Consider the following 24,350-nt stretch of genomic DNA (forward strand, 5'->3'; position numbering starts at 1 on the left):
GCCCGCTCAGCACTCCTGGTCGACGAGCACCTTCGCGAAGGCACCGGTCTGGTACGCGTACTCGTAGACCCACGAGCCGAGCGTGTACGGCTCCCCGGAGGAGACCATCAGCACCCTGCCGCTCCAGCAGCGCTCGAGGAGGATCCGCGCCCGCGTGATGTGCGGCGTCTGCGTGATCACGACGACGCTCTCCCACTCGTTCGCCCGGGCGTAGTCGGCGAGGGCGCGCGCCTCGCCCTGGGTCGTCCCGGGATCCGCGGTGAAGCAGATCACGTCCCTGCCCGGCTCGTCGCAGGCGACCACGTCGCTCGACTCGGGCGGCGCCGCCAGCTCCGACGCCCAGACCGAGATCAGCAGGGTGTCGGCGACGCCCTCGTCGACCAGCTCCCGGGCGAGGTCGGTGCGGGCCCGGGTCGCGGGCCCCAGGACCAGCACCGCGTCGACGTGCGCCGGCACCTCGTCGACGGCGGGGAACACGTAGACGGGCAGACCGGCACCCACCACGACGACGAGGGCGACCACGGCTCCGACCAAGAGGCGGTGCACCCAACGCAGCACTCCGCGCACCAGCCCTCCGATCTCCGGCGGTCACGGTACCGCAGTCGTGTGACAGCGACGTGTCGGCGAGCGTTGCCGATCGGGGAGCGCGCATCGAGATCCGCCTCCCGCAGTGACGCGTGATCAGCCGAGGAGCGTCCGCGCCCCCGCCACCACGTCGGCGCCGCTCCGGCCGAGGAGCCATGCGAGCCGCACGGCGACCGAGCGGTGCGGCTTCAGCAGTCGCCGCGCCGCCGTGCACGGCAGCGCGAGCACCTCGGCGATCCCCGCGTCGATGCCCTCGAGCCCGCCGTCGTCTCGGCCGTGCACCAGCTCGCGCCCCTCGTGCGCGAGCGGCGCGGGCAGAGTGCCCTCCCCGAGCGGGAGGCGCAGTGTCGCGAGGAGGGCGGCCGCCGCGATCCTCCCCGGGAGGGGCCGGCCGAGCCGGTCTTCGGCGAGCTCGCCGAAGAAGTCCGCGTGCCGCTCCAGGATCGCGATCGCCGCCTCCGCGAGGCGCTCCATCTCGGGGTGCAGCGACAGTCGGGCGAGGCGCCGGTAGGCCTGCATCGAGACCCGGGCGTCGACCTCGAGGGCGAGCGCCAGCGGCCCGGCCAGCAGCGCCGCCGTCCGGTCGCGGACGAGGTGCCGCACCGCCGCCGGCTCCGGCGGCCGGGTATCCACTCCGCGGATCTGCGGAGAGGCGGCCAGCACGTCGCCGAGCGCATCGGCGATCCGGTGCCGCTCCGCCGCCCAGGCCGGCGCGAAGATCCGCACCCGGGGGTCGGCGTGGGTGCGCGCGACCGGCAGCACGCGGGCGATGACGGCGTGCTCGACGGCGCGCAGGTAGGCGGTGGCGACGATCGCCTCCCGGTCGAGAGGCACCTCCTCGAACTCGCGGATCGAGAACCGCGATCGGAGGGTGCCGTGCGCGCTGCGGCTGTAGCTCTCGACGTCGAACGGTTCCGCGATGCCCATGCTGCCCGCCCTTCGCCTCGACCGTACCGCTCATCCTGCGCTCCGGGGCCCTCGGGGGGAAGTCTTGCCTGATCGAGCCGGCCGACGGCGCTGCCAGACTGGGTCGGCAGCGCCCCCCGGCGCGGGAGAGGGGCGGCATGACGGCGCGGGGATCGGCGATCGGTGCGGTGGTGGTCGCCGCCGTCTGCTTCGGGACCACCGGGACCGCCCAGTCCCTCGGTGCCGCCGGTCTCGATCCGCTGCTGCTGGGCGCGGCCCGCATCGTCCTCGGCGGCGCCCTCCTCGCCGCCCTGCTCGGCGTCGAGGCCGTCCGCGCTCCGCGTTCGGCTCCCCGGCGTCCCGGCGCGGCGGCCGTCCTGCTCGTGCTGGTCGGCGCGGTCGGCGTGGTCGCCTACCAGCCCGCCTTCTTCACGGGCACGGCCGAGAACGGGGTCGCGGTGGGCACGATCGTCGCTCTCGGCTCGGCTCCGGCCTTCACCGGGCTGCTCGAGTGGCTGGTGCTGCGGAGCGTCCCCGGCGCCCGCTGGTTCGCCTCCACCGCCCTGGCCGCTGTCGGCGTCGTGCTGCTCGCCGGCCTCCTCACGGGCGGTGCGGCAGGAGGCGTCTCCCTTCCGGGTCTCGCCGCCTCGGCCGCAGCGGGCGCCTCCTACGCCGTCTACGCGGTCTGCGGGAAGCTGCTGCTCGAGCGGGGGTCGACGCCGGCCGCCGCGATGGGGTGGCAGTTCGGAGTCGCGGCGCTCCTCGCGCTGCCGATCGTCCTGGTGAGCGGTCCGCAGCAGCTCGCCGGCGCAGTGCCGGCCGTCCTCTGGCTCGGCGCCGTCACCGTCGCTGTCGCCTACACCTTCTTCGCGCGGGGCCTCCGCGTTCTGCCCGCCGCCACCGTCTCGACCCTGACGCTCGTCGAACCGGCGACCGCGACCCTCCTGGGCGTGGCCGTGCTGGGTGAGCGGCTGACGACGGAGGCGCTCGCCGGCGTCGCCGTCCTCGTCGCGGCCGTGCTCCTGCTCGCGCTCCCTGCGAGGCGCACCGATCCGGAGGCGGAGTCGAGCCTCGCGGAGTAGCGTCGCTCGTGCCGCGGCGCCCTGGCGCCTCACCGATCGACGACGAGGGGCGGAGCGCATGACCAACCCCTGGCTGGCTCGACCCGGCAGCGCGCGGCGGCGCCCCCTCGTCGAGGCGTCCTGGGAGCGTGCCCGCAGCCACCGCCTCGACCCCGAACGCCTCACCGCGCCGCTCACCTTCTCGAGCAGCGAGCTCCGGGAGTACCGGATGGGGCACCCGCTCGCCTCGGTCCTCCCCGTCATCCGGCGCCTCCTCGTGCGCGACGCCGACGAGGACAGCGGCGTGCTGGTCGCGGTCGGGGACGCGCTCGGCCGTCTGCTCTGGGTCGACGGCGATCAGCGGCTGAAGGGGCTCGCCGAGGGGATGTCGTTCGTCGAGGGCGCGGCGTGGGCCGAGCCCGACGTGGGCACCTCCGCCCCGGGCACCGCGCTCGTCCTCGATCACGGCGTGCAGATCCACGGCGCCGAGCACTTCGCCACCCTGGTGCACCCGTGGAGCTGCACGGCGGTTCCCGTGCACGATCCCGAGACGCACGAGATCCTCGGCGTGATCGACATCACCGGAGGCGCCGACGTGGTCGCCCCGCAGACCCTCCCTCTGATGGAGGCGACCGCCGCGGCCGTCGAGAGCGAGCTTCTCGTCCAGCGGCTGCGCTGCCCGCAGCGCAGCCGAGCGGCGCAGAGGCAGCCGGCGGCCAGGGCGCCGAGCCTGCGCGTCCTCGGCCGCGAGACCGGTCTGGTGACCGCCGGCGCAGTCGCGCTCGAGCTGAGCGCCCGGCACGCCGAGATCCTCACCCTGCTCGCCTGGCATCGCCAGGGTCTGTCGGCCGAGCAGCTGGCACTCCTGGTGCACGGTCGCGAGGACGCCGTCGTCACGGTGCGCGCCGAGATGGTGCGGCTGCGCAAGGCTCTCGAGGTCTCGGTGCCGCGCCTCGTCCCGCTCTCGCGGCCCTACCGTCTCGGGAGCCCGGTCGACCTCGACGCTCGGCAGGTCCTCGGGCTCCTGGATCGCGGCTCGCACCGGCTCGCGCTCGACGCCTACGTCGGCGCGCCGCTGCCCGGCTCCGAGGCTCCGGGCATCCGCGCGATCGCGGATGAGCTGCGTGCACGGGTGCGCGAGAGCGTCGTGACCAGTGCGGCCGCCGAGACGCTGCTGGCCTACGCGAACGGTCCCGACGGCTCCGACGACGCCGAGGTGTGGGCCGAGCTGCTGCGGATCCTCCCGCGACGCTCGCCGCGCCGGGCCGGGATCGTCGCGCACCTCGAGGCGCTCGGAACCGCGCCGAGCTGACCGCGACCCGGTGCAACCTGCCGCAACCCCCCGCGACGTAGCGTCGACTCGGGCGCGCGATCCCCGCGTCCGCCGACAACGATGTCGATGGAGGTCCCCATGACGCTGTACGCCGACCCGGTAGCCGAGCAGGCACCGAAGGAGCCGGAACCCACGGTCTACGCCGCCCCGGGCACGGAGGGATCCGTCGCCTCGTTCCGCTCGCGCTACGACCACTTCATCGGAGGCGAGTACGTCGCCCCCGCGAGTGGTCAGTACTTCGAGAACATCACCCCGGTCACGGGCAAGCCGTTCTGCGAGATCGCCCGCGGCACCGCGGCCGACGTCGACCGGGCGGTCGAGGCGGGCTGGAAGGCCTTCGCGAGCTGGGGGAAGACCAGCCCCGCCGAGCGGTCGAACATGCTGCTCAAGATCGCGGACCGGATGGAGGCGAACCTCGAGCTGCTCGCGGTGGCCGAGACCTGGGAGAACGGCAAGCCGGTGCGCGAGACCCTCGCCGCCGACATCCCGCTCGCGATCGACCACTTCCGCTACTTCGCCGGAGCGATCCGCGCGCAGGAGGGCGGCGTCTCCGAGATCGACCACGACACGATCGCCTACCACTTCCACGAGCCTCTGGGAGTCGTCGGGCAGATCATCCCCTGGAACTTCCCCATCCTGATGGCGGTGTGGAAGCTCGCTCCCGCCCTCGCCGCGGGCAACTGCGTCGTCCTCAAGCCGGCCGAGCAGACTCCCGCCTCGATCCACGTGCTGCTCGACCTGATCTCCGATCTGATCCCCGCGGGCGTGCTCAACGTGGTCAACGGCTTCGGCATCGAGGCCGGAGCGCCGCTCGCGTCGCACCCGCGCATCCGGAAGATCGCCTTCACCGGAGAGACCACCACCGGCCGGCTGATCATGCAGTACGCGAGCGAGAACCTCATCCCGGTGACGCTCGAGCTCGGCGGCAAGAGCCCCAACGTCTTCTTCGCCGACGTGGCGGCCGAGCGCGACTCGTTCTACGACAAGGCGCTCGAGGGCTTCTCGTTCTTCGCCCTCAACCAGGGCGAGGTGTGCACGTGCCCCTCCCGTGCGCTGGTGCAGAAGTCGATCTACGACGACTTCGTCGGAGACGGCCTCGAGCGGGTCCGCCGCATCAAGCAGGGCGACCCGCTCGACGTCTCGACGATGATCGGCGCCCAGGCCTCGAACGACCAGCTCGAGAAGATCCTGTCCTACATGGACATCGGCAAGCAGGAGGGAGCGAAGCTCCTGATCGGCGGCGACCGGGCCGACCTCGGCGGCGAGCTCAGCGGCGGCTACTACGTCAACCCGACGGTGTTCGAGGGCCGCAACTCGATGCGCATCTTCCAGGAGGAGATCTTCGGCCCCGTCCTCGCGCTCACCTCGTTCGAGGATTTCGACGACGCCATCGGCATCGCGAACGACACGCTGTACGGGCTCGGCGCAGGAGTCTGGAGCCGCAACGGCGCCCAGCTCTACCGGGCCGGCCGCGCGATCGAAGCAGGCCGCGTCTGGTCGAACACCTACCACCAGTACCCCGCGCACGCGGCCTTCGGCGGCTACAAGCAGTCAGGCATCGGGCGCGAGAACCACAAGGTGATGCTCGACCACTACCAGCAGACGAAGAACCTCCTCGTCTCCTACGCGGAGGGACCGATGGGTTTCTTCTGAGTTGGTCTGCACGTGCTCCTCGTTCCTCGTCACACGTGGCGCAGTCGGCTCACCGAGGTGGTTGCGGTGGGAGGAGCGGGGAGCGTCGGGCCTACGGGGATCCGCTGAGACGCGGATCCCCGGTTCGGCCCTCGTTCCTGTGCGGCGCCTGCGGCGGCCGACCGCTCCGATCGAGTGGGCCGCGGAGCGGGCCTATCGAGATCACGTCCGCCATCAGTCGGGGGCTCCGCGCCCCCACCGAGAGGAGATACGCACATGACGTCCACCAGGGTCGACGTGACCGAGGAGGCGGCAGAGATGCTGCGCCGCATGACGGCGCTGCACGGGCCGCTGATGTTCCACCAGTCGGGTGGCTGCTGCGACGGCAGCTCGCCGATGTGCTTCCCCGTCGGCATGTTCCGCACCGGGGCGTCCGACGTGCTGCTCGAGCGCCTGCAGGTCGAGAGGCTCGACCCGATCGACTTCTTAATGTCTCGGTCGCAGTTCGAGTACTGGAAGCACACCCACCTCACGGTCGACCTCGTCGACGGCCGGGGCAGCGGCTTCAGCGTCGAGGCACCGGAGGGCAAGCGGTTCATGATCCGCAGCCGACTCCTCACCGATGAGGAGCTGGTCGAGTTCGGCCTGCTGCCCGCCGCCGCCGTGCAGCTCTGAGGCCGGGGAGGCGCGCCCCGCTCAGACGCTCGGCTGGGGCGGACTCGTCGCCGCGCTGCCGGTGCTGATCTGCACGCCCACCTCCGAGCCGCGCACGACCGAGGTGCCGGCCGCGGGGTCGGTCCCGGCGACCTGACCGGTGGGTACCGCCGAGTCGACCTGCGTCGACGCGCCGACCATGAGGCCGGCGGCCCTCAGCGCGCTCGTCGCAGCATCGACGCTCCGGCCCGTCACATCGGGAACCGTGACCATCGGGGCGGTCACGAACGACGCATCGGGCGGCGTGAAGGCCGCGCCGCCGTACTCCCGGTCGAACGCCGCCATCACCGGGTTCCAGATCCGGTGGCGGGCGAGGATCGCCGAGCCGCTCTCGAAGTCGATGGAGTCGAGCGCCATCCGCCTCCCCGAGTCGTCGAGCGCCGAGATGCTGCCCACCCAGACCGCGAGAGCCACCTCCGAGGAGGCGCCGAGCGTCCAGCCGTCGGCCGCGGCGTCCGTGGTCCCGGTCTTCGTGATGTGCTCGGTCCCGTCGCCGGGGCTCGCCGCGGCTCCGGTGCCCTGCGCCGTCACCTGGAGCAGGGCGTACTGGGTCGCCCGAGCGACCGCCGGCGTCATCGACCGCGTGCAGTCCGACTCCGGCGCCGGGATCGCCTCGCCGGTCGGCCCCACGATGGAGTCGATCGCGACGGCCGAGCAGGTGGTGCCGTCGTTCGCGATGCCCGCGTACGCGACCGCCATCGTGAGCGGTGCGATCTCGTTCGTGCCCAGCACGGTCGCGGGGGTCTGCAGGAGCGTCGTCGCGTCGGCCCGGTGCACGCCGAACGCCTCGGCCGTCTCGCGGATGGCGCACAGGTCGAGCAGGTGCGCCATGCCGATGAAGCCGGTGTTGATCGACTCGATCGTCGACTCGAGCGCGTTCAGGGAGTCGGGGAAGATCTGGCCGCCGTTGTTCTGCGGATTGAACGCGGCGTAGTTCTGCGTGCCGTTGCAGCTGTCGGTGAACCCCGTCCAGTTCTTGTTCTTCGCGTCGAACTGCTCGAGCAGCGAGTGGCCGTCCTGCAGCCACTCGATCAGCGTGAAGACCTTGTACGTCGAGCCGGTCTGGAACCCGTTGCCACCGCCGTACGCGGCGTCGACGTTCAGGTTGATCGCGGAGTACTCGCCGCCGTCGGCGGAGGCGATCTGGTCGGGATCCTGGCTGTAGCGCTTGTTCTGCACCATCGTGAGGATCCGCCCCGTGCCGGTCTCGACTCCCACGGCCGCGGCTCCGACGTCGAAGCGCGGGTCGGACGCGGGCACCTGCTCCGACATCACCTCGGCCGAGCGCTCCTGCATCGAGAGGTCGATGGTCGTGTAGACCTTGAGCCCGCCGCGCTTCATCGTCGCGTACCGCTCGTCGTCCGTCTCGCCGAGGGCGGGGTCGTTGCGCAGCACGTGCGAGACGTAGTCGCAGAAGTAGGCCGCATCGCCGGCCGTCTGGCATCCCGTCGACGGCTGGGTGATGTCGGGCGCGATCGGCTCGGCGACCGCGGCGTCGCGCGTCGCGGCGTCGATCTTGCCGTACTCGAGCATGCGGTCGAGGATGTAGTCGCGCCGGGCGGTGGTCAGGGCGTAGCCGTTCGCCTCGCCGTTGTCGGGGTCGTCCGGCCGGTCGAAGCGGAACTTCTCGGGATTGTTCACGATGGCCAGCAGCGCGGCCGACTGCGCGACCGAGAGATCGGCGGCCGAGATCCCGTAGTAGTACTCGGCGGCGGCCTCGATGCCGTAGACGGTGCCGCCGAAGAGGGCGATGTTGAGGTAGCCGAGCAGGATGTCGTCCTTCGAGTACTCCTTCTCGACGCCGATCGCGAGGCGCATCTCTTTGAGCTTGCGCTCGGGAGTGGTCGCCGTCGCCTCGGCGTAGGCGGCGTCGCGCTCGGCCTCGTCGGTGATCGACTCGGCCTTCTGCACGAGCACGTTCTTGACGTACTGCTGGGTGATCGACGAGCCGCCCTGCGTGTCGCTGTTCAGGATGTAGGTGCTCGCGATGGCGCGGAGCGTGCCCTGGATGTCGATGCCGCCGTGGTCGTAGAAGCGCGGATCCTCGCTCGCGACGAGCGCGTCCTTCACCGGGTCGGCGATCTGGTCGGCCGAGACCTCGATGCGGTTCTGGTCGTAGAAGGAGGCGAGCAGCGTCGGGTCGTCGGGGTCGCCCGCGTAGACGTCGGTCTTCTGCATGAGCTCGCCGACCTCGAGGTAGCTGGGCAGCGACTGGAACGCCGAGATCGTGCCCGTCGTCGCGGCCCCCGTGAGCGCGACCGCCGGAGCGACCGCGACGGTCGCCAGCAGCCCGGCGAGGACGCTGATGATCACGAATCCGAACAGCGCGCCGAGAGCTCCGTGGACGGTTCGACGGGGCTGGAAGACGGGGACGTTCGGTCGCTTCAGGATGTATCCTCTCGCTGCATCAGCACCCTAGGCGAGGCCCCCGACATCCTCGCCCAGGCGCGCCAGGACCGTCGGCGAGCGCTCAGGACGGCGCGCGGAGCGCTACTGGTCGAGCAGATCGCCGTTGAGATCCGAGATGTCGCTCGTGTTCAGCGGCGCCTCCCCGGTGCTCACCTGGAGGGGGATCACCGTCCCGCGGAGCACCTCCTCGTCGGCGCTCGGCGTCGTCGACACGACCGAGCCGGCGGGGACCGCCGTGGACGCGACCCGCTCGTTCAGGCCGACGCTGAAGCCCGCGGCGGTCAGCGTCGCGGTCGCGGCCTCGACGGTCTGACCCGAGACGTCGGGGACCGTCGTCACCGTGGCGCTGCGCGACGAGGAGGCGAGCATCGAGGCGGGCGGGTCGATGAAGTCGTCGCCGCCGTACTTGGCGTCGATCGCGGCCATGATCGGTCGGAAGATCACGTGGCGGGCGTCGGAGGCGCGGACGGTGCCCTCGTCTCCGGTGATGCGCAGCTGACGGAGGCTGACCTTCGTACCGGTGCCGTCGAGGCTGTTGATGCTGCCGACCCAGACCGCGAGCGACACCGCACGGCTCGCACCCGCCGTCCAGACATCGGCCGCGTCGTCGGTGGTACCGGTCTTGCCGATGTGCTCGATGCCGTCGTCGGGATCGGACTGCCGGCCGGTGCCCGCGGTCATGACGCGCTGCATCGCGTACTGCATCCCGTGGGCGACGTCGGCCGACACCGAGGAGGAGCAGTTCGCCGAGGGCACGGCGACCGCGGCGCCCGAGGAGTCGGTGATGCGGTCGATGACGACCGCGGAGCAGGTCGTCCCGTCGTTGGCGATGCCGGCGTAGGCGACCGCCATCGTCAGCGGGGCGATCTCGTTCGTCCCCAGCACGAACGCGGGGCCGTTCCGCGGCTCGGTGCCGTCGGCGCGGTGGACGCCGAACGACTCGGCGGTGGTGCGGATGTCGCAGAGGTCGAGCTCGTGGGCCATGCCCATGAAGCCCGTGTTGATCGAGTTCGTCGTCGCGGCCAGCGCCGTCATCGACTCGCTGTTCTCGGAGGCGACGTCGTTGCGCGGGGCGAAGCGCGACCCGGCGTAGTAGCCGTCGTTCGAGACGTTGCACTTCTGCGAGTACGAGGGGAAGCCGGAGGTCGGGGAGGCGAAGGACTCGTTGACCGTGTGCCCGGTGCGCAGCCACTCCGCGAGGGTGAACACCTTGAAGGTCGACCCGGTCTGCACGCCGGAGCCGCCGCCCATGCTCGCATCGACGTTGAGGTTGATCGCCGAGTAGTCGGGGCTGGTCGCGATCACCTCGGGGTCCTGGCTGTAGCGGGTGTTCTGCACCATCGACAGCACCCTGCCCGTTCCGGCCTGCACGGAGGCGGCGGTCGCCCCGACGTCGAAGCGCGTGTCCGTCGCCGGCACGTAGGCGCTCAGGGCCTCCTGCGAGGTGCTCTGGAGGTCGAGGTCGAGGGTGGTGACGACGTCGAACCCGCCCTGCCGGATCCTCTGGTAGCGCTCGTCGTCCGTCGCTCCGAAGACCTCGTCGTTGCGCAGCACGTTGAGCACGTAGTCGCAGAAGTAGGCGGCGTTGCCGGCCGTGGCGCAGCCGGTGGAGGGCTGGGTGATGTTCGGGGTGATCGGCTCGGCGACGGCGGCGTCGTGCTGCTCCTGCGTGATCTTCGCGTACTTCAGCTCCTCGCCGAGGATGTAGTCGCGCCGCTCCTTGGTCTCGGCGTAGCCGTTCGCGGCGCCGTTCACCTCGTCGCCCGGGTTGTCGAACCGGAACTTCTCGGGGTTGTTGACGATCGCGATCAGCGCGGCCGCCTGCGAGGTCGAGAGGGCGCTCGCCGGGATGCCGTAGTAGTAGTTCGCGGCGGCCTCGATGCCGTAGACCGTGCCGCCGAAGAGGGCGATGTTGAGGTAGCCGAGCAGGATGTCGTCCTTCGACGACTCCTTCTCGAGGCCGATCGCGAGCCGCATCTCCTTGAGCTTGCGCTCGGGAGTCGGGTCGGTCGCCTCCTTGTAGGCCTCGTCGCGCTCGGCCTCGTCGGTGATCGACTCGGCCTTCTGCACGAGCACGTTCTTGACGTACTGCTGGGTGATCGACGAGCCGCCCTGGAGGTCGTCGCCCGAGAGGGTCACGGCGAGCGCGCGGAGGGTGCCCTGGAGGTCGATGCCGCCGTGCTCGTAGAAGCGCGGGTCCTCGCCGGCGACCGCCGCATCCTTCGCGGTCTGGGCGATGTCGTCCCAGCCGACCTCGACGCGGTTCTGGTCGTAGACCGACGCGAGCAGGGTGGTGCCGTCGCCCGCGTAGATGTTGGTGCGCTGCATCAGCTGGCCGACGTCGAGGTAGCCGGGCAGGTTCTGGAACATGCCGATCGTGTTGCTCGTCGCCAGCCCCGTGAGGGCGAGGGCCGGAGTCACGCCGACCGTGATCAGCACCCCCGCGACGACGCTCATCCCGATGAATCCCACGATCGCCCGCAGCGACATCCCGAGCGGCCGGGCGGAGCGGCGGGATGCGGTGGGGAGAGCCATGGAGCGGTCGTCCTTTCGGCACGGCGGGGCCGTGGCGGTGCAGTGGGGGAGGGTGGCGAGAGCCTCGCGACGAGCGCGCGATCCCCTGGTGCATGGTACGTGACGCACCCCCTCCCGAGGCGTCCTCCCGCAGGACGAGATGCGAGGTGGCGGAGGATGCACAGCTGCTCGGGCCGGGCGTCGGAGGCGGCGTGTCGCGAGCCGGATCCGGCGCTGTGCGAAGACCGAGACGGGGCTCCGCCACGGACGATGCATCCGTATCGTGGGGGATGCGTCCCTCGCGCAGGACGCGGCAACGCACCCCGCACCATGCGCCGGTCCCGGGGCCCCCGGGACGGTCGGATCCGGCAGAAAGCACACCACCATGGCACGCATCTACGACGACGTGACGCAGCTCGTCGGCAACACCCCTCTCGTCCGCATCAACCGCCTCGAGGGCGCCGAGTCCGCGACGGTGCTCGCGAAGCTCGAGTTCTACAACCCCGCGAACAGCGTGAAGGACCGCATCGGCGTCGCGATCATCGACGCCGCCGAGGCCTCGGGCGAGCTGCCGCCGGGCGGCACGATCGTCGAGGGGACCAGCGGCAACACGGGGATCGCGCTCGCTCTGGTCGGTGCGGCCCGCGGCTACAAGGTCGTGCTGACCATGCCCGAGTCGATGTCCGTGGAGCGGCGGGTCCTGCTGCGCGCCTACGGAGCCGAGATCGTGCTGACGCCGCCCGGCGAGGGCATGCGCGGCGCGGTCGAGAGGGCGCAGGCCATCGTCGCCGAGACTCCGGGCGCGATCCTCGCCCGCCAGTTCGAGAACGCCGCGAACCCCGAGGTCCACCGCCGGACGACGGCGGAGGAGATCTGGAACGACACCGACGGTGAGGTCGACGTCTTCGTCGCCGGCATCGGCACGGGAGGAACCATCACCGGCGTCGGGCAGGTCCTCAAGGACCGCAAGCCCGGTGTGCAGATCATCGGCGTCGAGCCGATCGACTCGCCGCTGCTCACGCAGGGGACCGCCGGACCGCACAAGATCCAGGGGATCGGCGCGAACTTCGTGCCCGCCATCCTCGATCGCGACGTCTACGACGAGATCATCGACGTGACGCTCGACGACTCGGTGCGCGTGGCCCGCGATCTCGCGGCCCGGGAGGGGATCCTCGGAGGCATCTCCTCCGGCTCGATCATGTGGGCGGCCCTCGAGGTGGCCAAGCGCCCCGAGAACGCCGGCAAGACCATCGTCGCGATCGTCTGCGACTTCGGCGAGCGCTACATCTCGACCGTCCTCTACGAGGACCTCCGCAGCTGAGCGCCGCGACACCCGCTCCCGGCGTCCTCGCCCGGATGCGGGAGGACGTCCGCACCGCGCGCCGACGCGACCCGGCGGCGCGCGGTGCGGCCGAGGTCGTGCTCGCCTACCCGGGCCTGCACGCCGTCTGGGTGCACCGCGTCGCGCACGCCTGGTGGCGTCGCGGTCTGCACCTGCCCGCCCGGCTCCTCGCTCAGGCGGCGCGCGCGGCCACGGGGGTCGAGATCCACCCGGGAGCCGTCATCGGCCGGCGCCTCTTCATCGACCACGGCATGGGAGTCGTGATCGGAGAGACGGCGCGCATCGGCGACGACTGCATGCTGTACCACGGCGTCACCCTGGGCGGGAAGTCGACCCGGCGCGAGCGGAGGCACCCGACGATCGGCGATCGCGTGGTCATCGGAGCGGGCGCCGTCGTCCTCGGGCCGGTCGTCCTCGGCTCCGACGTCAGCGTCGGCGCCAACGCGGTCGTCGTCAAGGACGCACCCGATGGCGCTGTGCTCGTCGGCATCCCGGCGCGCGACCTGCGAGCGCTCGGTCGTGCGGACAGCGCGCTCGCCGATCCCGACTTCTGGATCGACCCCGCGATCCACATCTAGGGCGGGCCGGGATCGATCCCTACGAGCCGTGCGCGATGGTGCGCGGCGCGCTCTTGATCGTCGCGAAGGCGTCGAGCGCGTGCGCGCGCGTCTCCTTCAGATCGAGGATCGGCGCCGGGTAGTCCCCGCCCTCAGGAGTCAGCGTGTCGCCGAGCGTCCACGGCTCGTGGACGGCGGAGCCGCCGACAGCGCCGAGCTCGGGGACGTTCAGGCGGATGTAGTCGCCGTCGGGATCGAACTTCTTCGACTGCGTCACCGGATTGAACACCCGGAAGTAGGGGGAGGCGTCGGCTCCCGATCCGGCCACCCACTGCCAGTTCGCGGCGTTGCTCGCCGGGTCCGCGTCCACCAGCGTGTCCCAGAACCAGCTCTCGCCGATCCGCCAGTCGACCAGCATGTTCTTGATGAGGAACGACGCCGTGACCATGCGCACCCGGTTGTGCATGTAGCCGGTTCGCCAGAGCTCGCGCATCCCGGCGTCGACGAGCGGATAGCCGGTGCGTCCCTGGTGCCACGCCTCGAGCTCCTCCTCGTGCGGCTCACCCCACGGGAACGAGTCGAAGCGCGTGTCGAAGTTCGCGGTCGCGAGGTCGGGCCAGTGGAAGAGCAGGTGGTAGCAGAACTCGCGCCACAGCACCTCGGAGGCGAAGCGCTCGCCTCCCTCGCCGCGGTGCGTGCCGTCCCTGTGCGCCTCCTCGACCGCGTGCCACACCTGGAACGGGCTGATCTCGCCCCAGCGCAGGTGCGCCGAGAGGTTCGAGGTCGCGTCCTGGGCCGGGCGGTCCCGGCCGTCGGCGTACTCGTCGAGCTGCTCGGCGATGAAGGCGCGCAGGCGCTTCGCGGCGGCCTTCTCGCCCGGCTCCCAGCGCTCGCGGAGCCCGCCCGCCCAGTCGGGTCGCGTCGGCAGCAGCTCCCAGTCGGCCAGGTCGTCGGAGGCGGCTCGCCCGGTCCAGCCGTCGATCGTGCGCGGGCGGGGGAGCGGCGCCCGCGGAGCGTCGCGGTTCCGGCACGCTCGGGCGAAGGGCGTGTAGACCGAGTAGGGGCCACCGCTGCCGGTCTGGACGGTCCACGGCTCGAAGAGCAGCGAACCCTGGTGGCTCTCGGCCTCGATGCCGCGCGCCCGGAGCTGCTCCTTGACCGCGGTGTCCACGGCCCTCTCCGCCCCCCCGTACCGGCGGTTCCAGTGCACGGCACCGGCGCCGATCTCCTCGGCGAGCTGCAGGACCACGGCCTCGCCCGGCCCGCGGCGCAGGAGGAGCGACGCCCCGTGGTCCTCGAGGTCGGCCGCGAGGGCCGTGAGGCTCCCGTGCAGCCACCAGCGCGCTGCGGCCCCGAGCGGTCGGATGCCCGCCGACTCGTCGTCGAGGACGTAGCAGACGGCGACCGGGCCGTCCCGGTCGATCGCGGCGCGGAGGGCGGGGTTGTCGGCCAGTCGCAGATCGTCGCGGAGCCAGACGAGAGTGGGGGAGGAGGAGCTCATGGTCCGTCCATGATCCGCGAGGGCCGCGCCGGGGCGAAGACCTGGCCGCGACGGCCGGTGCGTGCTAGCGGAGGCGGGTCACTCCGGCCCGACGCGCTCGCGCAGCTTGTCGCAGAGGGCGGTGAGCTGGGCGAGCTCGTCGTCGTCCAGGGCCGAGCCCACCTGCTCCGAGATCGTCTCCATGTGGGTGAGGGCCACGCGGCGGAAGAGGTCGTAGCCCTCGTCGGTGATCGCGATCACTGTGCCCCGCGCGTCGGAGGGGTCCTCGCTCTTGACCACGAAGCCACGGCTGACGAGCCGGTCGATCAGGCGGCTCACGCTGGGCTGCGTGAGGAGCACGTGCTTGTTGAGGTCGCGGAGGCGGGCGCGACGGTCGGGCTGCCGCGTCAGGTTGAAGAGCACGTCGTACTCGTTGAGCGAGATCTCCTTCGAGGGGAACTCGGTGCTCAGCGTCCTCATGATGTGGACCTGGGCGCGGAAGAGCGACTCCCAGGCGGCCACCGCACGTCTCGACGCCACGCGTCCTCCTCCGTCCCGTCCGGGACTGTCCCGTTCAGGATAGGGCGTCCTTCAGCTCGGGGTTCGCGCATCGGAGGTGTCGCCTCCTGGAAACGACAGAAGGCCGGCCGCTGAGGCGAGCGGCCGGCCTTCATTCCCTTGCACCAAGAGTGTCCTGCAATCACATTCGCGCTTCGTCGCCACAGCAAACGACTAACGCTCTAGAACTATATAACGGATGGGTAACGCCGCAAGCCCCGATTTCCTGGGACCTCCCTGAGCGCCCTCCGGTGCTCTCTGCGACCCCGACTTCGAAGGGGGATCGGTCCCGATACGCCGCCCGCGGCCGCTACTCGACCAGCAGGAACGTGCCGGCGCAGCCGCACCTACAGCAGGGAACGTGCCGGCGGAGCCGCACCTTTTCCCGAGCGCGGTGCGGACGACTCCCCACCCTGCGGAAGGCGATCAGGTGAAAACGCGTGCCAGCGTTTTCACCGAGCCGAACGCACCCCGCTCTGCGAGACGCGCCCCCGTTTCCGAGCCGACCGCGGCGGAGCGAGCGCGAGCGCTCGCGCACCCCGCGGAAGGCGATCAGGTGAAAACGCGTGCCAGCGTTTTCACCGAGCCGAACGCACCCCGCTCTGCGAAACCCGACCCCGTTCCGAGCCGACCGCGGCGGAGCGAGCGCAAGCGCTCGCGCAGCAATTCAACTCAGAACAGGTCCGGGCTCGGCGTCGACGCGTAGCGGATCGCGACGTCGGCGTGGCGGTCGAAGCGGTAGCCGACTCCGCGGACGGTGCGGACGATGTCCTCGTAGCGGCCGAGCTTGGCGCGGAGGCGGCGGACGTGGACGTCGATGGTGCGCTCGTTGGGCGCGTCGTCGTCGGCGGCTCCCCAGAGGGAGGCGATCAGCTCGGCGCGCTCGATCGTGCGGCCCTCGCGGAGCACGAGGTACTGCAGGAGCTCGAACTCCTTGTAGGTGAGCGCGGTGGTCTCGTCGTCGAGGATGACGCGCTTGCGCGAGATGTCGATGACGACTCCTCCGGGGGCGCTGTCGAGGTCGGGCTCGGAGTCGGCGCGGCGTCGGGCGACGGCGGCCGGGTCCTGGAGGGCGAGGCGGACGACGTCGACGTCGCGCCCGCCGGCGCCCTGGGGGGCGAGGGCGACCGAGGCGTAGGTCTCGGCGTCGGGGGCGAGGAGAGCCGTGACGCGCTTGAGCTCCTCGACGAGCCGGCCGAGGTCGACTCCGGCGGCGCGGGCCTTGGCCTCGTCGATGCCGACGTAGAGGGCGAAGCCGCGGGCCTCGGTGCCCTGCGGCACGGCGCGCAGGCGCGGGGCGGCGGGGGCAGGCTGCGGTGCGGCCTGGAGGCGGGGGGTCTCGTGGGCGGTGGGTGCGGTGCGGGCGTGGAGGAGGGTCATGACGAATCCTTGGGGTGTTCGGATCCGGGACGGGTGTCCGGGGAGCGGATCCGGGTGTGCGCGAGTGCGGTCCGCACGAGGCGGTCCGGCGGTGTCGGACGGAGTGTCCGAGGGATCCGTCGCGCCTGCGACGCCCGTCCGATCACGGGGATCGGTCCAATCAGGAGGATCGGGGGGCGGAGGCTGTGCGGGGATCCGGCGAGGTCAGTGCCTCAAGCACACATTCGACAACACATGACGAGGCCACGGGCCATCATCATGTCGGCATTCCCGGAAGCCTCGAAGGAGGTCAGGGCGTGCAGGTTGTCAGTCATGATCGATAGTAAAGCCGACCGGAGCGGAGCACGTCAACCGATTTCCGCGCACCGGGGGAGGATGCGCGGTCTCGGCGGTCGGCGGACGGCGTCCGCCGGCTCAGCCCGCGAGCCCGTACAGGCGGTCGCCGGCGTCGCCCAGTCCGGGCACGATGTAGCCGAGCTCGTTGAGCCGCTCGTCGAGCGAACCGAGCACGATCGTGACGTCGCGGTCGCCGAACGCCTTCTCGACGGCGGCGAGTCCCTCGGGGGCCGCCAGGAGGCAGACGGCCGTGACGTCGACGGCTCCGCGGTCGAAGAGGAACTGGATCGCCGCGATGAGGGAGCCTCCGGTGGCGAGCATCGGGTCGAGCACGAAGCACTGGCGGTTCGAGAGGTCCTCGGGGAGGCGCTCGGCGTAGGTGGTCGGCTCGAGGGTCTCCTCGTTGCGCGCCATCCCGAGGAATCCGACCTCGGCGGTGGGGATCAGCTTGACCATGCCCTCGAGCATCCCGAGACCGGCGCGGAGGATCGGGACGACGAGCGGCTGCGGGTCGCTGAGCGCCAGCCCGGTGGTCGTCGTCACCGGCGTCTCGATCGTGACGGGCCTCGTGCGGACCCCGCGGGTCGCCTCGTACGCGAGCAGGGTCATCAGCTCCTCGGCGAGCTGACGGAACGTGGGGGAGGGGGTGCGCTTGTCGCGCAGCACGGTGAGCTTGTGCGTGATCAGCGGGTGGTCGGCTACGTGGACGCGCATAAGCTCAATCTACTTGCTGGCCGGAGGGCGGCCGGAGCCGGGAGGAGTGGCGCGATGCGCGAGAGCGACCTGCGCCTCCCCGCCGGATCGGACGGCTGGATGCGGTCGGCGCTCGAGGAGGCGCGGCGCGCCGAGGAGTGGGGCGACGTGCCGGTCGGCGCGGTGGTCGTCGACGCCGACGGAGTCGTCATCGGCCGCGGCCGCAACGAGCGCGAGCTGCACCGCGACCCGACGGCGCACGCCGAGATCGTGGCCCTGCGCGAGGCCGCCGCGGCTCGAGCCGACTGGCAGCTGAACGGCTGCACCCTCGTCGTCACCCTCGAGCCCTGCCCGATGTGCGCGGGCGCGATCCTCGCCGCGCGGATCGAGCGCGTCGTCTTCGGAGCGTGGGACGAGAAGGCGGGGGCGGCCGGATCGGTGCACGACCTCCTCCGCGATCGCCGGCACAACCACGTGGTCGAGGTCTACCCCGGGGTGCGGGCCGAGGAGAGCACGCGTCTGCTCGTCGACTTCTTCGCGGCGCGGCGCTGACGGTCGGGTCGCTCCCCGACCGGGAGGTCAGTGCTGAGCGCGGACCCACTCCGCCAGCGCGAGCTCGGTCGCGTCGCGCATGCGCGCGAACCGACCCTCGCGGACGTCCTCCTCGAGCGTCTCGGGCCGGTAGCCCGCCTCGGCGGCGTACTCGGCGTCACCCTCGAGCCAGCGCGACGCCATGGCGCCGGTGAGCTCGGGATGGAACTGCACTCCGAGCAGCCAGTCGCCGACCGCGAACGCCTCGACGGCGTACGACTCGGAGGAGGCGAGCAGGGTGGCGCCCCCGGGGAGGGCGAACGTGTCGCCGTGCCACTGCATGACCTCGACGTCGGCGAAGTGGCGGAGCGGAGAGCGCATCCCCTCCTCCGTCGGCCGGATCGTGCGGAACCCGACCTCTCTGGTGGGCCCCGCGTAGACGCGCTCGCCGAGGGCGGAGGCGAGCAGCTGCGCCCCGAAGCAGACACCGAGCGTCGGCCGGCGCAGGTGCAGCCGATCCTGGAGCAGGGCGATCTCGGGCGAGATGAAGGGGTGGTGGACGGTCTCGTAGACGCCGGCGCTCGAGCCGAGGGTGACGACGAGGTCGGGATCGACGATGTCGACGGCGCCGAGGTCCGTTCCGGCCACGACCTCCACGTCGAAGCCCAGCGCTCGCAGGATCGGGTCGAGGACGCCGAGTCCGGCGCCCCGCTCGTTGACGATCGCGAGTGCGCGCGGCACGTCAGCCTGCGCTCTCGGCGTCGGCCGTCAGGGGCGCGGCTGCGCGGTCGACGTCGGGCTCGAGGTAGATGACGCGGGCGGCCGGGACCGCTGCGCGGATCCGCTGCTCGGTGGCGTCGATCCCGGCGGCGAGGTGCTCGACCGTCTCAGCGGCCGGGAAGGCGAGCTTGGCGGCGACGAGGATCTCGTCGGGGCCGAGGTAGAGGGTCTTCATGTGGATGATCCGCTCGACGTCGTCGCCCGCCTCGATCGCCGAGCGGATCGCCGCGGCGTCGGCCGGAGTCGCGCCCTCGCCGACGAGGAGGCTCTTGGTCTCGATGCCGAGCACGACGGCGACGACGATCAGCAGGGTGCCGATCAGGATCGTGCCGATGGCGTCGAAGATCGAGTCGCCCGTGATGACCGAGAGGCCGACTCCGAGGAGCGCGAAGACGAGACCGGTGAGCGCGGCGACGTCCTCGAGCAGCACGACGGGCAGCTCCGGCGCCTTGGCGCGGCGGATGAACTGCAGCCAGGACTGCGTGCCGCGGGTGTGGTTCGACTCCTTGACGGCGGTGCGGAGCGAGTAGCCCTCGAGCCCGATGGAGACGAGGAGGACCAGGATCGGGAGCCAGGCGTTCTCGAGCTCGTGCGGATGCGTGATCTTGTCGATGCCCTCGTAGAGCGAGAAGACCCCGCCGACCGAGAACAGGATGATCGCGACGACGAAGGCGTAGACGTAGCGCTCGCGGCCGTAGCCGAAGGGGTGCTCCTCGTCGGCCTCCTTGCGCGACTTGCGGCCTCCGAGCAGCAGCAGGAGCTGGTTGCCGGAGTCGGCGAGCGAGTGCACGCCCTCGGCGAGCATCGACGCCGAGCCCGAGAAGAACCAGGCGACGAACTTCGTCAGCGCGATGCCGAGATTGGCGGACAGCGCCGCGATGATCGCCCTGCTGCCTCCGGATGCGCTCACGTGGTCTCCTCGAGGATCCTTCTGCGGGTGGGACGGTCGGCCCATCCTAGGGAGTCCGTTGCAGAGGAGCCCCTCCCCGCCCCGCGCGGTTCGTAGGATGTGCGGGTGACCGACGCTCCCGTGCTCCTCCCGCCCATCGCCGTCCTCGGCCTCGGCTCGATGGGCGGTGCGATCCTCACGGGGCTCCTCGCGCCCGGCGTGCACGTCGAGGGCGGCGTCCGCGTCACCAACCGCGAGGCCTCGAAGGCGGCGCTCTGGCACGACCACCCCGTCGTCACCGCGTTCGCGACGGCCGACGATCCGGAGGCGAACCGCCGGGCCGTCGAGGGAGCCTCCGTCGTGCTCGTGGCCGTGAAGCCGCACATGGTCCCCGACGTGCTCGACGAGATCGCCGAGGCGCTCGCTCCGGGGACGGTCGTCGTGAGCGTGGCCGCCGGAGTCACGGTCGAGACGTTCGAGCGCCACCTGCCAGAGTCGGTCGCCGTCCTGCGCTCGATGCCCAACACCCCCGCGGTCGTCGGCCGCGCCGTCACCGGGCTCAGCGCGGGGACCCGCTCGAGCGCCGACGACCTCGACCTGGTGCGCCGCCTGTTCCGGACGGTGGGCGAGGTGGTCGAGGTTCCGGAGTCGCAGCTCGACGCGCTCTCGACCATCTCGGGCTCGGGGCCGGCCTACGTCTTCCTGCTGATCGAGCAGCTGACGAGGGCGGCGATCGACAAGGGCTTCACGCCCGAGCAGGCCGCGACGATGGTGAACGGCACGTTCCTCGGGGCGGCCGAGCTGCTCGTCGACTCCGGAGAGGACCCCGCAGAGCTGCGCCGCCGCGTGACGAGCCCGAACGGCACGACCGAGCGCGCGATCGCGGTGCTGCAGGAGGCGGACCTCGCGTCGCTCTTCACCCGCGCGACCGACGCGGCCCTGGCCCGCGCCCGCGAGCTCGCCGCCTCCTGAGCCCCCGGCGGGTCAGGAGCCGAGGGCCGCGAAGCGCTCGATGTCGCTGGGGGTGCCGCTGACGACGATGAGGTCGTGGTTCGAGACCACGGTCTGCTCGGTCGCGTAGGTGAAGGGCTTGCCGGGGCTCTTCACACCGACGACGGTGACGCGGTGCTTGCGCCGCACCCCCGACTCCGTGAGGGTGAGGCCCCGGATCGGCTTCGGCGGGTACATCTTCGCGAGCACGAAGTCGTCGTCGAACTCGATGAAGTCGAGCATCCGCCCCGAGACGAGGTGGGCGACGCGCTCGCCGGCCTCCGCCTCCGGGTAGATCACGTGATTCGCCCCGATGCGCTCGAGGATCTTGCCGTGCGAGCGCGAGATGGCCTTGGCCCAGATCTGCGGGATCTTGAGGTCGACGAGGTTCGCGGTGATCAGCACCGAGGCCTCGATCGACGAGCCGACCGCGACGACCGCGACCTGGAAGTCCTGCGCGCCGATCTGCGCGAGGGCGTCGAGCGAGCGCGCGTCGGCCTGCACCGCGTGGGTGACGCGCTCCGACCACTTCTGCACGAGCCCGGCGTCGGCGTCGACGGCGAGCACCTCGCGATCGAGGCGGTCGAGCTGGCCGGCCGTGGCGGCACCGAAGCGACCGAGGCCGATCACCAGCACCGGGGCGTCGTACCTGATGCGGTCAACCAACGATGGGCCTCTCTTCCGGTCGTCTGAACAACTGCCTCCGCTGACTCGCGGCGAGCGCGGCGGCGAGAGTCACGGTACCAACGCGGCCCATGAACATGGTCAGCGCCAGCACGTAGACCCCGGAGGGAGGCAGCTCGGCGGTGAGCCCCGTCGACAGTCCCGAGGTGGCGAAGGCCGAGATGACGTCGAACAGCACGTGGTCGAGGGAGGCCTTCGTGATCTGGAGGATGATCACCGACGAGACGGCGACGGTGGTCGCCCCCCACAGCACGACGGAGACCCCGAGTCGCAGCACGTCGTTGGGGATGCGGCGGCCGAACGCCTCCATGTCGTTGGTGCCACGCGCCTCCGCGAAGGCCGCCAGGAAGAGGATGGCGAGCGTCGTGACCTTGATGCCGCCCGCGGTCGACGCCGAGCCTCCGCCGATGAACATCAGCATGTCGGTGACGAGCAGGCTCGAGCCGTTCAGATCGGGGATCGTGATCGTCGAGAACCCGCCGGAGCGGGTCATGGTCGACAGGAAGAACGACTGGAAGACCGTGTCTCCCGCATCGAGGACGCCGAAGGTCTTGGGGTTGTCGAACTCGAGCACGATGTAGAGCGCCGCGCCCGCGACGAGGAGGATCAGCGAGGTGACGAGGGTCAGCTTCACGTGGACGGACCACTTGCTGGGTCGGCGCCAGCCCCGCGACAGGGCGTAGATGACGGGGAAGCCGATGGAGCCGAGGAACACGCCGATCATGAGGATGCCGAGGAACCAGTAGTCGTCCTCGAACGGCGTGAGCCCGGCGGCGTTCGGCGCGAACCCGGTGTTGGTGAACGCCATCGCCGAGTAGTAGAACGAGTGCCAGACCGCTTCGCCGATCGGGATGCCGTCGATGAGCATCCGCGGGAACAGCAGCAGGGCGACCACGATCTCGATCACCGCGGCGCTGATCGCGACCGTGGTCAGGAGGCCGCCGATCTCGCCGAGGCGGACGGCCTGCCCCTCCGCGACGGGTCCGGAGTGGATCCGGAGCGGGTTGGAGTCGCTCGCCACCATGAGCTTCGCGCGGAGGCCGAGGCGGCGCGACACCGCCAGCCCCATGATCGACGCCAGCGTCAGCACGCCGAGTGCGCCGATGTTCACGCCGATGAAGATGATCGAGTGACCGAACGCCGACCAGTGGGTCGCCATGTCGACGGTCGCGAGCCCGGTGACGCAGATGACCGACATCGCCGTGAAGAACGCGTCGTGCAGCGGAGTGACGGTGCCCGTGGTGCTCGAGACCGGCAGCGAGAAGAGCAGCGTGAACACCAGGATCAGCGCCGAGAAGATGAGGATCGCGAAGCGGGAGGGCGACCGGCCCGCGAAGTCGTCGATGAGGTCGCGCGCCCGCTCGAAGCCCGACCAGGGCGAGACGGGGGAGACCCCCATGGGGCTTCGGAACTGCTGCCGAACCACCACGGCGATCCTCCACTCGATCGCGGCCATGCTACCGCCCGCAGCAGCCCGGGCCCGGCGGCCGCGTGGCGAGCGGACGGCTGCGCGCGGCACAGCGGACGCCCGGCTCGGGCCCGGCCGTGCTGACTACCCTGGGTTCATGGCAGACATCTTCGCGGTGATCGCGGACGGCACTCGCCGCGACATCCTCTCGATCCTGCTGGAGGAGCGGATCGAGGGGACCGCGCCGGGCGGCGGGATCAGCGTCTCGCGGATCGTCGCCCGCCTCGAGCTCAGCCAGCCGACCGTCTCGAAGCACCTGAAGGTGCTGCGCGAGGCGGGGCTGGTGACCGTCCGCGAGAGCGGGCAGCACCGCTACTACGCGCTGCAGTACGGCCCGCTCGAGGCGGTCGAGGACTGGCTGCTGCCGTTCCTCGCCGCGGACGACTCCGAGGCCGGCCCCGCGCTGCTCGATGCGACGGCGGCCGCCAGGGCGGAGTCGCTCGGGCGCGCGCTCGCGGAGCGGACCCACCAGGTCAGCACGGTGGTGCAGGACATCCAGCGCGGGGTGAGCGAGGGGGCGACGAAGGTCGCCGAGGTGCTCCGGATCCGCAAGTGAGCCACGGAGGCCGCAGCGCGATTCTCGTCGTCCGCCGCGTCGTGTAAGCTCGCGGGAGCCAGTTTTTCGTAAGCGGCCGTCCGTCGGGCGGCCGACCCCCTGAACGTTGTGAGGTCTTCGTGGGTTCTGTCATCAAGAAGCGTCGCAAGCGTATGGCGAAGAAGAAGCACCGCAAGCTGCTTCGCAAGACTCGTCACCAGCGTCGCAACAAGAAGTAGGCTCGCGCCTCTTCCCTCTCGAGCGTCCGCCCCTCTCCGGGGTCGGGCGCTCGTCTGCGTTCCAGCCGCTCTCGTGCGCGGGTCGGGGCCCGCCGCCCGGCGACCGCGACCGGGAGTGCCTCGAGCGCTCCTCTACACTGTGGGCGTGGTGGACGTGCGGCTGACTCTCGTGGGCAAGCCGGGCTGCCACCTGTGCGACGACGCCCTGACGGTCGTCCAGCAGGTCCTCGCAGAACTCGACGGCGATCCCGCGGCTCCGGCCGTCTCGCTGGTGGAGGCCTCGATCCTCGACGACGCCGAGCTCCACGAGCGCTTCGTCGAGGAGATCCCGGTCCTCCTGATCGAGGGACGCGTCCACACCTACTGGCGGGTCGACCCGATCCGCCTCCGCCGAGCCCTCCTGGAGCAGCCATGACCGTCCGGCACGTCGTCGCCTGAAAGCTGAACGCCGTCGATCCCGCTCAGCGGTCCGAGCACACGGAGCAGATCTCGGAGGCGCTGCGCAGCCTCCTGCCGATCATCCCCGAGATCGAGTCGATGACGATCGGGAAGAACTCGCTGTTCCCGAAGGACAACTTCGACATGGTGCTGATCGCGGACTACGCCGACGCCGATGCGCTGAACGCCTACGTCGAGCACCCCGACCACCGCCGGGTCGCCGGCTTCATCCGGCCGCTGGTCCGCGAGCGGGCCTGCGTCGACTTCGAGGTCTGAGCGGCGCGGAGGTCGGCCCG

At 71.3% G+C, this 24,350-nt stretch carries 24 protein-coding genes; 12 read left to right on the forward strand and 12 right to left on the reverse strand.

Annotated features, from left to right (window positions below):
* Positions 1-6: 6 nt before the first annotated feature.
* Both B9Y99_RS12230 and B9Y99_RS12235 read right to left on the reverse strand, forming a co-directional pair.
* Complete coding sequence (locus B9Y99_RS12230; protein ID WP_165759615.1) at positions 7-546, reverse strand: YdcF family protein; 540 nt, start codon at positions 544-546, stop codon at positions 7-9.
* Positions 547-681: 135 nt separating this feature from the next.
* A complete protein-coding gene (locus B9Y99_RS12235; protein ID WP_085476864.1) occupies positions 682-1,512 on the reverse strand; it encodes a hypothetical protein in 831 nt (276 codons plus the stop codon).
* 137 nt (positions 1,513-1,649) lie between these two features.
* Between B9Y99_RS12235 and B9Y99_RS12240 the strand changes: the two genes are divergently transcribed.
* From B9Y99_RS12240 to B9Y99_RS12255, 4 genes are all read left to right on the forward strand, one after another.
* Entirely contained in the window at positions 1,650-2,573 is a 924-nt protein-coding gene (locus B9Y99_RS12240; protein ID WP_085476865.1) for a DMT family transporter, read from the forward strand.
* 58 nt (positions 2,574-2,631) lie between these two features.
* On the forward strand, positions 2,632-3,864 hold the full coding sequence (locus tag B9Y99_RS12245; RefSeq protein ID WP_129588021.1) for a GAF domain-containing protein: 1,233 nt from the start codon (positions 2,632-2,634) through the stop codon (positions 3,862-3,864).
* Positions 3,865-3,963: 99 nt separating this feature from the next.
* Positions 3,964-5,538: an acetaldehyde dehydrogenase ExaC gene (gene exaC, locus B9Y99_RS12250; RefSeq protein ID WP_085476867.1), complete on the forward strand. Its 1,575-nt coding sequence runs from the start codon at positions 3,964-3,966 to the stop codon at positions 5,536-5,538.
* A 255-nt stretch (positions 5,539-5,793) separates the two neighbouring features.
* Complete coding sequence (locus B9Y99_RS12255; protein WP_085476868.1) at positions 5,794-6,192, forward strand: DUF779 domain-containing protein; 399 nt, start codon at positions 5,794-5,796, stop codon at positions 6,190-6,192.
* A gap of 21 nt (positions 6,193-6,213) precedes the next feature.
* Here B9Y99_RS12255 and B9Y99_RS12260 read toward each other — a convergent pair whose 3' ends face one another.
* The gene (locus B9Y99_RS12260; protein ID WP_085476869.1) at positions 6,214-8,544 is read right to left on the reverse strand and encodes a penicillin-binding protein; all 2,331 of its coding nucleotides are present in this window, start codon (positions 8,542-8,544) and stop codon (positions 6,214-6,216) included.
* Positions 8,545-8,721: 177 nt separating this feature from the next.
* Positions 8,722-11,175, reverse strand: a complete 2,454-nt coding sequence (locus B9Y99_RS12265) for a penicillin-binding protein (protein WP_165759616.1) — start codon at positions 11,173-11,175, stop codon at positions 8,722-8,724.
* A 364-nt stretch (positions 11,176-11,539) separates the two neighbouring features.
* Here B9Y99_RS12265 and cysK point away from each other — a divergent pair, with 364 nt between their 5' ends.
* A complete protein-coding gene (cysK, locus tag B9Y99_RS12270; RefSeq protein WP_085477389.1) occupies positions 11,540-12,475 on the forward strand; it encodes a cysteine synthase A in 936 nt (311 codons plus the stop codon).
* 35 nt (positions 12,476-12,510) lie between these two features.
* Positions 12,511-13,074 (forward strand): serine O-acetyltransferase EpsC, encoded by a 564-nt coding sequence (epsC, locus tag B9Y99_RS12275; RefSeq protein WP_085476871.1) that lies wholly within the window; start codon positions 12,511-12,513, stop codon positions 13,072-13,074.
* Between the two features lie 19 nt (positions 13,075-13,093).
* Here epsC and B9Y99_RS12280 read toward each other — a convergent pair whose 3' ends face one another.
* From B9Y99_RS12280 to upp, 4 genes are all read right to left on the reverse strand, one after another.
* Positions 13,094-14,554 carry a cryptochrome/photolyase family protein gene (locus B9Y99_RS12280; RefSeq protein WP_085476872.1) on the reverse strand — a complete coding sequence of 487 codons (1,461 nt, stop codon included), beginning with the start codon at positions 14,552-14,554 and terminating at the stop codon, positions 13,094-13,096.
* Between the two features lie 78 nt (positions 14,555-14,632).
* Complete coding sequence (locus B9Y99_RS12285) at positions 14,633-15,013, reverse strand: MarR family winged helix-turn-helix transcriptional regulator (protein ID WP_085477390.1); 381 nt, start codon at positions 15,011-15,013, stop codon at positions 14,633-14,635.
* Positions 15,014-15,763: 750 nt separating this feature from the next.
* A complete protein-coding gene (locus B9Y99_RS12290) occupies positions 15,764-16,471 on the reverse strand; it encodes a winged helix-turn-helix domain-containing protein (protein WP_085476873.1) in 708 nt (235 codons plus the stop codon).
* A 414-nt stretch (positions 16,472-16,885) separates the two neighbouring features.
* The gene (gene upp / locus B9Y99_RS12295) at positions 16,886-17,521 is read right to left on the reverse strand and encodes a uracil phosphoribosyltransferase (protein WP_085476874.1); all 636 of its coding nucleotides are present in this window, start codon (positions 17,519-17,521) and stop codon (positions 16,886-16,888) included.
* A gap of 54 nt (positions 17,522-17,575) precedes the next feature.
* Here upp and tadA point away from each other — a divergent pair, with 54 nt between their 5' ends.
* Positions 17,576-18,052, forward strand: coding sequence for a tRNA adenosine(34) deaminase TadA (gene tadA / locus B9Y99_RS12300; RefSeq protein WP_244274894.1), 477 nt, complete (start codon positions 17,576-17,578; stop codon positions 18,050-18,052).
* Positions 18,053-18,079: 27 nt separating this feature from the next.
* On the opposite strand, the gene B9Y99_RS12305 is transcribed toward tadA, so the two are convergent.
* Together B9Y99_RS12305 and B9Y99_RS12310 are read right to left on the reverse strand one after the other, a co-directional pair.
* Positions 18,080-18,772 carry a glutamine amidotransferase-related protein gene (locus B9Y99_RS12305; RefSeq protein ID WP_085476875.1) on the reverse strand — a complete coding sequence of 231 codons (693 nt, stop codon included), beginning with the start codon at positions 18,770-18,772 and terminating at the stop codon, positions 18,080-18,082.
* A gap of 1 nt (position 18,773) precedes the next feature.
* The gene (locus B9Y99_RS12310) at positions 18,774-19,721 is read right to left on the reverse strand and encodes a cation diffusion facilitator family transporter (RefSeq protein ID WP_085476876.1); all 948 of its coding nucleotides are present in this window, start codon (positions 19,719-19,721) and stop codon (positions 18,774-18,776) included.
* Positions 19,722-19,826: 105 nt separating this feature from the next.
* On the opposite strand from B9Y99_RS12310, the gene proC reads away from it, so the two are divergent.
* Entirely contained in the window at positions 19,827-20,672 is an 846-nt protein-coding gene (proC, locus tag B9Y99_RS12315) for a pyrroline-5-carboxylate reductase (protein ID WP_085476877.1), read from the forward strand.
* A 12-nt stretch (positions 20,673-20,684) separates the two neighbouring features.
* On the opposite strand, the gene B9Y99_RS12320 is transcribed toward proC, so the two are convergent.
* Positions 20,685-21,356, reverse strand: a complete 672-nt coding sequence (locus B9Y99_RS12320) for a potassium channel family protein (RefSeq protein WP_055790397.1) — start codon at positions 21,354-21,356, stop codon at positions 20,685-20,687.
* Positions 21,349-22,773 (reverse strand): TrkH family potassium uptake protein, encoded by a 1,425-nt coding sequence (locus B9Y99_RS12325; RefSeq protein ID WP_085476878.1) that lies wholly within the window; start codon positions 22,771-22,773, stop codon positions 21,349-21,351. The genes B9Y99_RS12320 and B9Y99_RS12325 overlap by 8 nt, the downstream gene beginning before the upstream one ends.
* 166 nt (positions 22,774-22,939) lie before the next feature.
* Between B9Y99_RS12325 and B9Y99_RS12330 the strand changes: the two genes are divergently transcribed.
* The 4 genes from B9Y99_RS12330 to B9Y99_RS12345 all read left to right on the forward strand — a co-directional run bounded on the left by B9Y99_RS12330 (position 22,940) and on the right by B9Y99_RS12345 (position 24,330).
* A complete protein-coding gene (locus B9Y99_RS12330; protein ID WP_085476879.1) occupies positions 22,940-23,398 on the forward strand; it encodes an ArsR/SmtB family transcription factor in 459 nt (152 codons plus the stop codon).
* 119 nt (positions 23,399-23,517) lie between these two features.
* Entirely contained in the window at positions 23,518-23,616 is a 99-nt protein-coding gene (locus B9Y99_RS12335) for a 30S ribosomal protein bS22 (protein ID WP_003792170.1), read from the forward strand.
* Between the two features lie 145 nt (positions 23,617-23,761).
* A complete protein-coding gene (locus B9Y99_RS12340; RefSeq protein ID WP_085476880.1) occupies positions 23,762-24,031 on the forward strand; it encodes a glutaredoxin family protein in 270 nt (89 codons plus the stop codon).
* A gap of 26 nt (positions 24,032-24,057) precedes the next feature.
* Positions 24,058-24,330 (forward strand): Dabb family protein, encoded by a 273-nt coding sequence (locus tag B9Y99_RS12345; protein WP_085476881.1) that lies wholly within the window; start codon positions 24,058-24,060, stop codon positions 24,328-24,330.
* Positions 24,331-24,350: the final 20 nt, after the last annotated feature.

Origin of the sequence: Rathayibacter oskolensis (assembly GCF_900177245.1) — a bacterium.
Classification (GTDB): Bacteria; Actinomycetota; Actinomycetes; order Actinomycetales; family Microbacteriaceae; genus Rathayibacter; species Rathayibacter oskolensis.